Here is a 13,251-nt window from a genome sequence, read left to right as displayed (position 1 = left end):
TTGTATAAAACAAAAGCACTACCGGGGAGGCAGTGCTTTCGCAATAAGAAATATTATAACTTTTATTCCCCTTGTCCGAGGGAATAAGCTCTTTCTCCATTGAACATATACAAATGTTCTGTTTTGATAAAGTCGTGGCCTTTATCGGCCAATATGGTCAGTAATTGAGCTACCTGACTATGACTTACCGTTTCATCAGTGGCGACAAACCGACAACGCCAGTGGTCTACGCAGAAAGTTTCCGGATTACCATCCGGATATACCTTAATACCGCGGTTAGAAATCATTCTAAGTTTAAGCCCATCAGCCTCAATGGCATTTAGAGCGTCACCAATGGTATTCGGGTTCATGTCTTCGCTTTTCCAGTCGATGAATACATCCACTCCCACTAATTCTTTCTTTTGAGGAGTGTATTTCGTCATGGGTTTTGGCTCCTCTTTTTGTTCATCGTAGGTTACTGATTTGAGCTCCGAAGGTTTTTTACCCAATCGCTCAATCACTGCCAAAGCAAATTCTTTGGTGCCTACCAATTCTTTAGAATCCGTTTTGTCGTAAATATCAGCCGTATGAATTCCATCCTCAATGGTTTTTAACCAGGCATTTTGGATTTTTTCGGCAATTTCCGGCTCGCCAATGTGTACCATCATCATCACAGCAGCATTGATCAGACCGGAGGGGTTGGCAATATTTTTTCCGGCAATATCCGGAGCAGAGCCGTGGATGGCCTCAAACATGGCGTAATTTTCCCCCACATTGGAAGATCCGCCCAATCCTACCGATCCGGTGATTTGTGCTGCAATATCTGAAATGATGTCCCCATAAAGATTCAGCGTTACGATAACATCGAAGATATGTGGACGATCGGCAATCATGGCCGAGCCGATATCGATGATCATGTGCTCCTGCTCAATTTCCGGATATTCCTTCCCTACTTCATCGAATACGCGGTGGAAAAGGCCATCTGCCTGCTTCATGATATTGTCCTTGGTCATACAGGTCACTTTTTTGCGACCATATTTGCGGGCATATTCATAGGCATAACGTACGATTTTCTCGCAGCCGGACCTGGAGATGAGCTTCAGACACTGCACCACATCCTCCGTTTGCTGGTGTTCTATGCCGGCGTATAGATCCTCTTCATTTTCCCGGATAATCACCATGTCAGTTAATGGATGGTGAGTTTGTACATAGGGGAAGAAGGAACGGCAGGGTCTGACATTGGCGTAAAGGCCAAGGGTTTTACGTGTGGTGACGTTCAAACTCTTGAAGCCACCACCCTGAGGAGTGGTAATCGGGGCTTTTAGAAAAATTTTATTCTTACGAAGGGATTCCCAGGATGAGGGCTCAATTCCTGCAGAAACACCTTTTAGGTACACATTTTTCCCAATTTCAATGGTTTCAATATCAATAGGGGCTTTAGCTGCCTCCAAAATCGCCAAAGTGGCTTCCATGATTTCCGGTCCGATACCATCACCGTGGGCTACGGTTATTGTTTTGTTTGGCATAACGATAGGGAATAAGAATTTAAGGTCTATGTTGATTTTATGATTCCTAACGAATTTAAAGAAATTTATTGATTTTTCAGGCTGCCATCCTTTTTTGATTATAAATATGTGGTATTGATAATTTATATAGGTATAGAGGATTTGATTTGTATTTTTTGACTCAAAAAGAGGTCGGATATTACTGAATTATTCAGGGCTTTTTTAGGAAGAATTGTGGAGGATGACCGATCTTCTTTTTTCCATCAATTTATTTTAGTTACTTCAGCCCGCAAAAATACAAGCACTGCTAATTTTTGCTCATTTACAGTGAATTAAATTGACTTTATCCTTTTTTTGCTAATACTTTAGGAGGGGAGTCAAAGGCCTTAAATAAATGCTACATTTTTTGCGATTTTAAGGTCAAGCTTTATCTTTGGTAAAAAAATTTCCATTTTGTAATGTTTAAATCCATCGAATTTGAAGTGGAGGATAACGTCCTTCTGCTGACAATCAATAAGCCTGAAAAGTACAATGTATTGGACCTTCAGACGCTGGAGGATCTCAGAGAGGCGATTCAACGTGGATATGACGATGATGATGTGCGTGGGATGATTATCACCGGCAAGGGAGAGAAGTCTTTTTCTGCCGGGGTGGACATCAATGAAATCAAAACGCTGAACGAACTTAATGGTAGAAAATACTCTGAAACTGGTCAGGAGGTTTTTGCTATGATAGAGGATTGCCACAAGCCGGTGATTGCGGCGGTGAATGGCTTTGCTTTAGGGGGCGGCTGTGAACTGGCTATGGCCTGCCATATCCGCGTGGCGACAGAAAATGCCCGTTTTGGTCTTCCAGAGGTGAACCTGGGCTTGATTCCCGGTTTTGGCGGTACTCAAAGAATGGCCAATATTGTGGGCAGAGGCAAAGCATTGGAATTAATGCTGACCGGAGATCAGGTGCCCGCCGCAGAAGGAAAAAACATAGGTCTGGTGAATCATGTGGTGTATTCTCAGGATGAGCTGATGGTGAAAGCCAAGGAAATCATGAGAAAGATTATTAACAAGGCCCCACTGGCCATTGGTTCTGTGATCAGCTGTGTGAATGCGGCGTCCAAAGGAACAGATGCCGGCTATCAGTCAGAAGCCAATAACTTCTCGAACCTTTGTAAGTCACAAGATTTTAAGGAAGGCGTATCGGCTTTTTTGGAAAAGCGTGACCCGGATTTTCAGGGAGAATAAGCGACAAAAAATATTATTACAAATAAAAAGGATTGGGTGATACTCAATCCTTTCCTTTTATCAACCCATTTTTAATGAGCAGATTGAAAAAACTGGCCGGAGATACCGTGCTTTATGGCATGAGCAGTATTGTGGGCCGGATGCTGAACTACTTTTTAGTTCCCCTTTATACCACTTATTTATCCGCAGCGGAATATGGTGTGGTGACTGAGCTGTACGCCTATGTCGCCTTTTTCATGGTATTGTTCACCTTTGGAATGGAGACTACCTTCTTCCGCTTTGTTTCTCAGGATAAATCAAGTGCCAAATCTATTTTCAATCAGATTACCAGCCTCGTTTTGGTCATTGATACGGCACTGGCCTTATTGCTTTGTGCATTGGCCACGCCCATTATGAATTATTTGGAATTTCCGGGTAAAGAGGGCTATGTCTATGCTTTGGCGGCGATATTATTTTTGGACGGGGTGAGTGCCATTCCTTTTGCAAAATTGAGAATTGAAGGGAAGGCCAAGAAATTCGCCATGACCAAAATGATCAATATCCTCATCAATATGAGCTTGAACATTGTGCTGTTGGTGGGTATTAATGCCATTTTGGAAGGGAAGTTTATGCCGGAACAGGCAGCATGGGTAAATAGCTGGTACAGCCCGGCAGTGGGGCCAGCGATCGTTGTATTCTCTAATTTAGTGGCCTCTGCGGCCAATTGGATCATGTTGGGCAGCGCCTTTCGCAGTTTTAAATTCCAATGGAATAAGGAGGTCATAAATCCCATCGTACGTTATGGTTACCCTCTTTTATTTATGGGCGTTGCCGGGACAACCAATGAAATGTTCTCCCGACTGATGCTGAAGAAAATTCTTCCGGAAGGCTTTTATGAGGGCTTTTCAAATCAGGAAATTTTAGGAATTTTTGGGGCTTGTTACAAGCTGGCCATTTTTATGAATTTGGCGATTCAGGCCTATAAGTATGCGGCAGAACCTTTTTTCTTCAATAATTCCGGCGATAAGAATTCCCCGGCGCTTATTGGTAAGGTGACCCATATTTTTATTGCTTTCGGGGCAGTGGCTTATGTGGGTATAGTCGCCAATCTGGATATTATCGCCATTTTTACCCTCAGACAAGCGGAATACAAGCTGGCACTGGATGCGGTTCCGGTGCTGCTGATGGCTAATTTGCTGTTAGGGGTGTATTACAATTTATCCATGTGGTATAAGCTTACGGACCGGACTTATGTGGGGACCTATTTAGCGGTTGGAGGAGCGATATTGACCATTCTTTTGAACCTCATGCTCATTCCAAGCTATGGATATATGGGCTCGGCCTATGTCACTTTTATTGTTTATTTATTAATGACCGTGGCAAGTTATATATTGGGGCAGAAATATTATCCTATCCCTTATCAAATGGTGAGGGGAATGCTTTATTTGGTGCTCGCGGGCCTATTGGGTCACTTTTGTTTCCAATTAAAACTTGACAATTTCTATTTTCTTAAAGGGATTCAGCTATTGATCTTTTTGATCTTTGCCGGGATGGTGTTTATTTTGGAAAGAAGTACGCTGCGTAAAAATCGCAGGGCTTAGTTTTTTATAATCAGGATGAAAGTTAAAGTAATTAATAAATCAAAGCACGGTCTGCCTCAGTATCAGACTGCTGCTGCTGCCGGACTGGATCTGAATGCTAATTTGGACCAGGATATTGAATTGAAGCCTTTAGAGCGCGTTTTAGTGCCAACTGGTTTGTTTATGGAATTGCCTGTTGGCTATGAGGCTCAGATTCGCCCAAGGAGTGGGCTGGCATTCAAACACGGATTATCTGTATTGAACAGCCCCGGAACGATTGATGCCGATTATCGAGGAGAGGTGAAAGTGTTGTTGGTGAATTTATCCAATGAGCCTTTTGTGGTGAAAGACGGAGAGCGTGTAGCGCAAATGGTGATTGCGCGCCATGAGCAAATTCAGTGGGAAGAAGTAGCGTTGTTGGAAGATTCTGAAAGAGCCGCGGGTGGTTTTGGTAGCACCGGTAAATAATTTTTTAGAAACCATTAATTTTTAAATCAATGAATATCATCATACCTATGGCCGGTATGGGCAAGCGCATGCGCCCCCACACCCTTACCGTTCCTAAACCATTAGTTCCAATTGCAGGTAAGCCTATCGTGGAGCGTTTGGTGGAGGATATCGTGAAAGTCTGCACGGAACAGATCGACAATATCGGTTTCGTAATCGGTCGCAACTTTGGGGAGGATGTGGAAGCAGACCTTAAAGGGATTGCTGAAAAGTCCGGGGCTCAGGGCCATATTTTCTATCAGGATGAGGCTTTGGGAACCGCTCACGCCATTTATTGCGCCAAGGATATCTTAGAAGGCAATACGGTAGTGGCTTTTGCTGATACTTTGTTCAAAGCTGATTTCACTTTGGATGTCGAAAAAGATGGCATCATCTGGGTGAAGCAAGTGGAGGATCCTTCTGCCTTTGGGGTCGTACAGCTGGATGACGAAAAACAGATCACTGCTTTTGTGGAGAAGCCAAAATCTTTTGTTTCTGATTTGGCGATTATCGGAATTTATTATTTCAAGAAAGGGGAAGATTTACGCGCTGAAATCGCTGAGCTGATTGATCATAAAATCATGGATTCCGGAGAGTACCAGCTCACGCGCGTTTTGGAAAACCTGACTTCAAAAGGTACTAAATTCTATCCTGGTACGGTACAGGAATGGTTGGATTGTGGAAACAAAACGGCTACGGTAAATACGAACCACCGCTACCTGGAATACATTAAGGATGATGCTGGTTTGGTAGATGCTTCTGCTCAGGTAATTAATTCAGTAATTATTCCTCCGGTGTATATCGGTAAGCAGGCCAGAATTATAAATTCCGTTGTCGGACCTCATGTTTCCGTTGGGCACAGAACAGAAATTACCGATTCCCGCGTCGAGAATTCGATTATTCAAAAGGACAGTGAGATCAGTCATGCTATTCTGAAAGATTCCATGATTGGTAACCAGGCCGTATTCGAAGGGAAATCCAAAACCATGTCGGTGGGTGATTTCAACACTATTACAGAGTAAACACGCTCGTATATTTAAAGAAGGCAATTGGGCTCCAAACGAGGATCTGGTTGCCTTCTTTTTTGTTATTTTTCAATTTTTTCCGATTACCATCTAATGGTCCCCTTTCTTTTTTCAATTTTAGGGGAGGATATTAGCTGTTTATCCGTAATTTTCGTTTTACAAAGATAATCTAGTTGTTATCCAAGAATCACATTTTAATCATACGCATATACTAATGAACATTTCCAAATTTTTGCGTGCTGTTGGTTTGAGTCTCATGTTTTTTTTGCTGGCAGGGGGAATTTCTGGTCAGGCTATCGCTCAAAAGAAGAAGAAAAAAAGTAAAAAGAATAAGCAAAAGTCCGAGGTAGTGGTACCAACGGAGAAGGATTTACGAAATGCGGAAATGTTCTTTGCTCAGGCAGAAAAGTTCTACATTCTGGATGATTTCGTGAAGGCATATGTTTATTTCGAAAAATCTCTCGAGTACGACCCCAACAATCCTGCGGCACATTTTAAGATGGCCGAGATCTCGATGAGAAGAAACCAGAATGAAGATGCCCTGACCCACGCTCAAAAAGCTTTGGAGCTCGATAAAACCAATAAGTATTATTATTTGGTGAATGCCGAGGTATATAAGAAAACCGGTGAGTTAGAGAAAGCCATTCAGGTGTACAAAGATTTGATGGCCAATGTGGAGAAAACCGATGAATTCAATTTTGAATTAGCAGGCCTTTACCTTTACCTAAAAAAGTTTGATGAGGCACTAGGGGCCTTGGATAAAGTCGAAGAAGTATATGGCTTAAATGAGCAGGTGGTTTTCCAGAAGCAGAAAATTTACATTCAACAAGGGAAGCTGGAAAGCGCAGTAGCTGAAGGTGAAAAATTGATCAAAGCCTTCCCGGATGAACCTCAATTCGTATTGGCACTATCAGAAATTTTGATTTCCAATAACCGCCTGAACCAGGCACAGGATTTATTAGCCGATTATTTGGAGGATAATAAAAGTGCCGAAGTCCGAATGCTTTTAGGGCAAATACAAGTTGAGCAAGAGGAGCATGAGGTGGGTAAGGCCAATATCCATATGGCAATGGAGGATCCCAAATTGACGATTGAGGCTAAATTGCCTTATGCAGTCAGTTTATTTCAACAACTTCCAAAGGAGGATGCCAAATTAGAGGCAAAGCAGATGTGTGAAATGCTGGTAAAAGTGCATCCGGAGGAAGCCTCCGCATTTGCGCTTTTTGGGGATTACTATTTCACCTTAGAGGAAAGGGAAAATGCACAGGTGCAATACCTGAAATCTTTGGAGTTGGATGACAATAATTTGGCCGTATGGCAAAATGTGATCAATATTGATTTTGAAAAAGAGGATATGGATGCCGCCATTGCGCATTCCAATAAAGCCTTGGAGCTTTTCCCCAATCAGGCGATGCTGTACTACTTTAATGGTACGGCTTATTTGATGGAGAAAAATTATAAAAATGCGGTTCAGGCATTTGAACAGGGGCGAAAGCTTTCTTCTAACAATGAACAACTGACCACCGTTTTTTACGGACAGTTAGGAGATGCCTACAATGGTATTGATGACCATGAAAAATCAGATAAAGCCTATAAGGAAGCCCTGAATTTGGATCCCAACAGTGAGCATGTTCTGAATAATTACAGTTATTTTTTATCCTTGAGAAAAGAAAATCTGGAGGAAGCCAAGCAGATGTCCGAGAAGTTGATTAAACTGCATCCGGATAATGGAACCTATCTGGATACCTATGGCTGGGTACTCTATCAAATGGGCGATTTTCCGGCGGCCAAAGAATTTTTGAAGAAAGCAGTAGATTTGGGAGAGACTTCCGGAGCTGTTTTGGAGCACTATGGAGATGTTCTTTTTCAATTAGGAGAGGAAAGTGAGGCGCTGGAGTATTGGGAGAAAGCCAAGGTAAAAGGAGATGCTTCCGATTTGTTGGATAAAAAGATTAAGCATCAGAAATTGTATGAATAGGAGTAGTTCCCTATTGATTCTAGCGATATTTTCAATATTTATTTTTTCTTGTAGCCGACGAAATGTCGGCTTTAGATTGGTTGAAAAGAGCGATTTCCAGGTGGATCGCCTGGATTTTGAATACCTTTCCGGTAAAATGAAAGTCAACTTTCATAATGGAGAGAAGGAGTTAGGAGCCACCGTAAATTTAAGAATGAAAGCGGATTCCATTATTTGGATGTCTGTAACGCCCGGCTTGGGAGTGGAGGTGGCCCGGGCTCAATTCACGCCTGAATCTATCACCATCCTGAATAAGCTGAAAAAAGAGGTCTATTACCTGGACTATCAGCAACTGAGTGAGCAGTATAAGGTAGCGCTTGATTTTTTTGTGTTGCAGTCCATTCTGGTGGGTGATTTAATTGAGCAACAGGCTGATAAAGATCGCGTCAAGCGCGAGAGTAATGTGTTTTTGTTAGACCAGGAAAGGGCTGAAATGCAGTATTTGAGTCGGGTGGATCCCCTCTCCTATCGTATTCAGCGTACCCAGGCCATTCAGGCTAAAACGGGCAATACCCTAACCCTTGAATATTCAGATTTTCAGGAAATAAAAAATAAGAATAAAAAGAAGACCACTAAAGAAAACTATAAGCAGGAGAAAAAGGAGAATAAGAAGGCGGCAAAAATGAACCGCAAGGAGCGGAAGTCGGATATTTTTCCTTTTAAGAATGAGATCGATGTGGTGTTTCACCCGCTTAGTGGAGGGACACTGTCAACTCATGTGAAGGTGGAGTTTCAGAAAGTGGATATTAATGAGAAGAAGTTAAGCTTCCCATTCAAAGTTACATCCCGCTATGTTCCGAAATAGATTTTTTCCCTTTTGGATTTTTTTCGCCTTTATTTTTTCCATTGGCTCAATTGAAGCGACTGCACAGAAAAGCAAGCAACAATTAGAAAAGGAACGAGAGGCCAATAAGAAAAAAATTGAAGAGACTTCCCGTATTCTTTCAGAAACCATGAATAGCCAAAAGGCTACCGTGGGACAGCTGAATGCCTTAAATGAGCAGATTAAAACGCGTAAAGACATGATGTCCAACATCAATAAAGAGGTGGTGGAGTTAAACGTGCGCATGGGGGAATTGGAGGATATCATCGAAGGGATGGAAGGAGATTTAGTGCAGTTGAAACAGGAATATGGGGAAATGGCCCATACCGCCTATAAATCCCAATTGAGCCAGAATAATTTAGTCTTTCTATTTTCAGCAGAAACTTTTCATGATTTTGTGCTTCGCCTGGAATATATGCGCCAATATTCTAAAGCCAGAAAAAATCAGATGGAAATGATTAGTCTTGTGAAGAAAACACTGGAGGATCAAAGAGAAGAAATTGATGAGGCCAAGCAGGAAAAAGATCAGCTTTTGGTCGCACAAATGGGGGAATACCAGGAGCTGGAAAATCTTCAGAAGAAGCAAAAAACGGTATTGGCGGAACTGAAAACCCGGGGACGGAAGCTGAACAAAGAGCTTAAAGACCGGAAAAAGGCAGATGAAAAGCTGGGTAATTTGATCGCAGATGTGATTCGGACTGAGTTGGCCAAGAAATCATCTGCCAAAAAAGCGGCGGTGAAAAAGGCTGATGTTGCTTTTGTAGGTGCCGATTTTGCCAATTTCAGAAAAAAATTAGAATGGCCGGTAGCCTCCGGTTTTGTCAGTCAGGGCTTTGGTAAACACCCCCATCCTGCTTTGAAAGGGGTTGTGGTGGAGAATCCGGGGGTGGATATTCAAACCCGTAAACAAGAGCTGGTGCGGGCAGTACATCAGGGAGTGGTGAAAACCGTGGCCTACGTTCCTGGTGAAATGAATACCGTGGTGATTGTGCAGCATGGGGATTATTTCACGGTTTATGCCAAATTGGAAAGCAGTAAGGTGAAAGTAGGAGAAGCGGTGAATGCTAAGGACCCGATAGGTGTGGTGCATACCGACTCAGACGGGAAGTCAGAATTGCAATTTCAGGTTTGGAAGCAAAAGGAGAAACTTAATCCGCAAGTGTGGTTGCGAAGCCGTTGATACTCAATTTGAAATCCTTTTCGGGCATTTTTGCACGCTAAGGCATATTATGTATATTTGTAATACAATCAAATACCAATTTTAAACTTAAAATTATGATGCCAGGTGGAATGGAATGGGTGGTGATCATCCTTGTAGTCGTGCTTTTATTTGGAGCCAAAAAAATTCCTGAACTGGCTCGTGGTCTTGGAAAAGGGATCCGGGAGTTCAAGGACGCTACAAAAGAGATAAAAGACGAAATTGATGATGCAGGAAAGCAGATTAAGGAATAATCTGTCCTGATTTTTAATACAATTTTTCGAGGCAAACAATAACCTCTCTTTGATGCCATGCAGCAGGGAGAGGTTCAAATTTTTACGGGTTCTCCTTTGGGAGTTCTTTTTTTATGGCATGTTTTTAATTTTCTCGCTTTGAAAAAATTCAATAACCTAACAGAAATTCAATCCGAAATAAGTGCCGGAGCGCTAAATTGTGAGGCTTTGGTAAAGTATTACCTGAAAAATATTGAGCAACAAAAAGAGCTCAATGCTTTTCTGGAAGTTTATCAGGAAGAAGCTCTACAAGAAGCGAATCGGATTGATCAAAAACTGAAGGATGGAACAGCCGGGCGTTTGGCTGGAATGGTCGTGGCGCTTAAAGATGTATTATGTCACGAAGGGCATGAGCTTTCTTGTTCCAGTAAAATGCTAAAAGGTTTTCAATCCCAGTTTACTGCCCCGGCAGTTCAAAGGTTGTTGGCGGAAGATGCCATTGTCATCGGACGGGTAGCCTGTGATGAGTTTGCCATGGGATCATCAAATGAAAATTCAGCATTTGGCCCGGTGAGAAATGCCGCAGACCTTAACAAAGTTCCGGGAGGCTCCTCCGGAGGGTCAGCAGTAGCCGTACAGGCGGATTGTTGCTTGCTAAGCTTAGGTTCAGACACCGGAGGTTCGGTGCGACAGCCGGCAGCATTCACAGGTACCATCGGGTTTAAGCCTACCTATTCCCGGATTTCCCGCTATGGCTTGGTTGCTTATGCCTCTTCTTTTGATACCATCGGCATCATTTCCCGCTCCATAGAGGATAATGCGTTGGTTTTGGAAATTATTGCCGGATATGAAGAGCAGGACAGCACCGTTTCTCGTGAGGAGGTACCAGCCTATAGCACGCAATTGTTGGAGGAAGGTAGGGTGAAAAAAATCGGCCTCATTCGGGAAACCATGGAGTCTGAGGGACTGAATGAAGAAGTTAAGGCAAAGACGCTGGAAAAAATTGATGCCCTGAAGGCACAGGGGCATCAGGTGGAAACAGTGGAATTTTCCCTCCTGGATTACATTCTACCCACCTATTATATTTTAACCACCGCAGAGGCCAGCTCAAACCTCTCCAGATATGATGGCGTTAAATTCGGGTACCGATCTCCGAATGGCACAGATTTGGAGTCGATGTACAAGAAATCAAGATCGGAGGGATTTGGGGAAGAGGTGAAGCGCAGAATCATGCTGGGAACTTTTGTTTTAAGTGCCAGCTATTATGATGCTTATTACACCAAAGCTCAAAAGGTGCGTCGATTGGTAAAGGATCAGGTTGATCAATTACTGAGCGAATTTGATTTTTTATTGATGCCTACTACTCCGACAACCGCATTTGCCATAGGAGAGCATTCTGAAGATCCTTTGGAGATGTATTTAGCAGATATTTATACCGTTTTAGCAAACGTATGTGGCCTGCCTGCCATTTCCATTCCCAATGGGGAGGACAAGGATGGCATGCCAATAGGTTTACAGATCGTGGGGGGAGCATTTAAGGAGGCTGACTTGTATGCCTTTTCAAAAAAGCTGCTTCCTGCATAGAGGAACAGAGATATGAAGAAATATTTAGGAATTTATGGTTTGTTATTGGCATCCTTCGGGGGTGCCTGGGCCGGAAATTTTCCTGATGGGCGACATAGCCAGCCAGTAGTACACACCAACTACCAATATGAGTATATCCCTGACCCTGGCTTTGAGCTGGTAGGGGAAAGAATGGAGGAGCTTTCTGAGATTACAGAAATTCCGATGAATTATAATCTGAAGGTGAAGAACTTTGTGGATTATTTTACGATTCGGGACCGTTCGTATTCCAAGGAGATTATCCGGAAATCTTACATGTATTTTCCCATTTTTGAAGAAAAATTGGCGGAATATGGTTTGCCGGACGAACTTAAATATCTTTCTATCGTAGAGTCGGGATTGCGCCCTGAGGCGCGTTCCCATGCCGGAGCCATGGGACTTTGGCAATTCATGTATTTTACCGGAAGGGAGTATGGCTTGCACCGTACGTCTTATTATGATGACCGGGTAAACCCGAATCGGGCCACGGAAGCTGCCTGTAAAATGTTTACTAATCTGTATAAGCAGTTCGGTGATTGGGAGCTAGCCTTAGCGGCATATAACTGTGGGCCCGGGAATGTGCGCAAGGCTATGAGACGTTCCGGAAAGAAGCACTTCTGGGACATTTATAATTATTTGCCTCGTGAGACCCGTTCCTATGTTCCTCAGTTTGTAGCGGTCACCTATATGATGAAATATGCAGAGGAGCATAATTTATTTGTGGATGATCCGGCCTATTTACCAGAATTTGAAGAAGTATTGGTGAGTCAGTTTACGAATTTGCGGGTATTGGCCAATCAGTTGGATATTTGTCCGGATGATATCCGCATGTTAAACCCTTCTTTAAAGCATGATGCGATTCCTCCTTTTGCAAAATCCTACCCACTGATTTTACCGGTAGAAGCCGCAGAGAAGTTTGTTGCCAATCAGGAATATTTACTTGATTCTGCCACTTATGGGCAGAAAGAGATTGATATGGTAGCCCAGAATATTCCGGGTAGTGTCTACGGACGCGAAAGAATTCGTCATCGTGTCAGATCCGGGGACGTATTAGGGAAAATTGCACGTAAATATGGTGTGCGAGTGTCTGATATACGGGAGTGGAACAATATCAGGGGCACGATGATTCGTGCCGGACAGCGATTAGACATTTGGGTGAAACCTTCCTATTTTGATCGTCAGGCCAATGTCATCGCCAAAAGTGCCGGGGAGTCAGCGACTTCTACCCAAAGCAGTGCAAAATCGGTTACTACCATTAGCGGAAAGGTTTATGTAGTACAAAGTGGTGATACGCTCTGGAGTATTTGCCAAAAGCTGGAAGGCGTATCGGTGAGTCAATTAAAAAAATTAAATGGTCTTCGATCCAATAAGCTGAATGTAGGACAGAAGCTCAAAATTGGATAATGAGATTTTATTGAAAAAGAAACCGGACTTAGTTCCGGTTTTTTTTTTGAAGGGTGCTAAGCCGAATTATTTACCACTGTATTCTGCAAACCACTCAATCATCCCGCCGTCAATCAATTACAGGTATTTTTCTTTGATTTTTAATAGCCTAAATTTGGGCAAGCTTGCTTTCTCTTCATTGA

At 42.8% G+C, this 13,251-nt stretch carries 11 protein-coding genes; 10 read left to right on the top strand and 1 reads right to left on the bottom strand.

Annotation, left to right across the window (positions count from 1 at the left end):
- Positions 1-62 precede the first annotated feature (62 nt).
- Positions 63-1,505 carry an NADP-dependent isocitrate dehydrogenase gene (locus tag NG22_RS13510; protein WP_053406210.1) on the bottom strand — a complete coding sequence of 481 codons (1,443 nt, stop codon included), beginning with the start codon at positions 1,503-1,505 and terminating at the stop codon, positions 63-65.
- 437 nt (positions 1,506-1,942) lie between these two features.
- Here NG22_RS13510 and NG22_RS13505 point away from each other — a divergent pair, with 437 nt between their 5' ends.
- From NG22_RS13505 to NG22_RS13465, 10 genes are all read left to right on the top strand, one after another.
- The gene (locus tag NG22_RS13505; RefSeq protein WP_053406209.1) at positions 1,943-2,722 is read left to right on the top strand and encodes an enoyl-CoA hydratase/isomerase family protein; all 780 of its coding nucleotides are present in this window, start codon (positions 1,943-1,945) and stop codon (positions 2,720-2,722) included.
- A 74-nt stretch (positions 2,723-2,796) separates the two neighbouring features.
- Positions 2,797-4,302 (top strand): oligosaccharide flippase family protein, encoded by a 1,506-nt coding sequence (locus NG22_RS13500; RefSeq protein WP_053406208.1) that lies wholly within the window; start codon positions 2,797-2,799, stop codon positions 4,300-4,302.
- 15 nt (positions 4,303-4,317) lie between these two features.
- On the top strand, positions 4,318-4,749 hold the full coding sequence (dut, locus tag NG22_RS13495) for a dUTP diphosphatase (RefSeq protein ID WP_053406207.1): 432 nt from the start codon (positions 4,318-4,320) through the stop codon (positions 4,747-4,749).
- 29 nt (positions 4,750-4,778) lie between these two features.
- Positions 4,779-5,789: a sugar nucleotidyltransferase gene (locus NG22_RS13490; RefSeq protein ID WP_053406206.1), complete on the top strand. Its 1,011-nt coding sequence runs from the start codon at positions 4,779-4,781 to the stop codon at positions 5,787-5,789.
- A gap of 217 nt (positions 5,790-6,006) precedes the next feature.
- A complete protein-coding gene (locus NG22_RS13485; RefSeq protein WP_053406205.1) occupies positions 6,007-7,770 on the top strand; it encodes a tetratricopeptide repeat protein in 1,764 nt (587 codons plus the stop codon).
- 76 nt (positions 7,771-7,846) lie between these two features.
- Complete coding sequence (locus NG22_RS13480) at positions 7,847-8,614, top strand: DUF4292 domain-containing protein (protein ID WP_053406204.1); 768 nt, start codon at positions 7,847-7,849, stop codon at positions 8,612-8,614.
- Positions 8,601-9,812, top strand: a complete 1,212-nt coding sequence (locus NG22_RS13475) for a murein hydrolase activator EnvC (protein WP_053406203.1) — start codon at positions 8,601-8,603, stop codon at positions 9,810-9,812. Before NG22_RS13480 ends, NG22_RS13475 begins: the two co-directional genes overlap by 14 nt.
- A 95-nt stretch (positions 9,813-9,907) precedes the next feature.
- Complete coding sequence (gene tatA, locus NG22_RS17455; protein ID WP_072159092.1) at positions 9,908-10,084, top strand: twin-arginine translocase TatA/TatE family subunit; 177 nt, start codon at positions 9,908-9,910, stop codon at positions 10,082-10,084.
- A 138-nt stretch (positions 10,085-10,222) separates the two neighbouring features.
- Positions 10,223-11,647, top strand: a complete 1,425-nt coding sequence (gatA, locus tag NG22_RS13470) for an Asp-tRNA(Asn)/Glu-tRNA(Gln) amidotransferase subunit GatA (RefSeq protein WP_053406964.1) — start codon at positions 10,223-10,225, stop codon at positions 11,645-11,647.
- A 12-nt stretch (positions 11,648-11,659) separates the two neighbouring features.
- Entirely contained in the window at positions 11,660-13,069 is a 1,410-nt protein-coding gene (locus NG22_RS13465) for a lytic transglycosylase domain-containing protein (protein WP_053406202.1), read from the top strand.
- The last annotated feature ends 182 nt before the right edge of the window (positions 13,070-13,251 follow it).

The organism is Persicobacter sp. CCB-QB2 (genome assembly GCF_001274635.1).
GTDB classification, from domain to species: Bacteria; Bacteroidota; Bacteroidia; order Cytophagales; family Cyclobacteriaceae; genus Persicobacter; species Persicobacter diffluens.
The sequence above is the reverse complement of the archived record's forward strand: the minus strand, read 5'-3'. Positions and strand labels throughout refer to the sequence as shown.

Coding starts and splice junctions, on each gene's coding strand:
- dut (WP_053406207.1), top strand. CDS start 4,318: ATGAAAGTTAAAGTAATTAATAAATCAAAGCACGGTCTGCCTCAGTAT.
- NG22_RS13465 (WP_053406202.1), top strand. CDS start 11,660: ATGAAGAAATATTTAGGAATTTATGGTTTGTTATTGGCATCCTTCGGG.
- NG22_RS13475 (WP_053406203.1), top strand. CDS start 8,601: ATGTTCCGAAATAGATTTTTTCCCTTTTGGATTTTTTTCGCCTTTATT.
- NG22_RS13485 (WP_053406205.1), top strand. CDS start 6,007: ATGAACATTTCCAAATTTTTGCGTGCTGTTGGTTTGAGTCTCATGTTT.
- NG22_RS13510 (WP_053406210.1), bottom strand. CDS start 1,505: ATGCCAAACAAAACAATAACCGTAGCCCACGGTGATGGTATCGGACCG.
- tatA (WP_072159092.1), top strand. CDS start 9,908: ATGATGCCAGGTGGAATGGAATGGGTGGTGATCATCCTTGTAGTCGTG.
- NG22_RS13500 (WP_053406208.1), top strand. CDS start 2,797: ATGAGCAGATTGAAAAAACTGGCCGGAGATACCGTGCTTTATGGCATG.
- NG22_RS13505 (WP_053406209.1), top strand. CDS start 1,943: ATGTTTAAATCCATCGAATTTGAAGTGGAGGATAACGTCCTTCTGCTG.
- NG22_RS13490 (WP_053406206.1), top strand. CDS start 4,779: ATGAATATCATCATACCTATGGCCGGTATGGGCAAGCGCATGCGCCCC.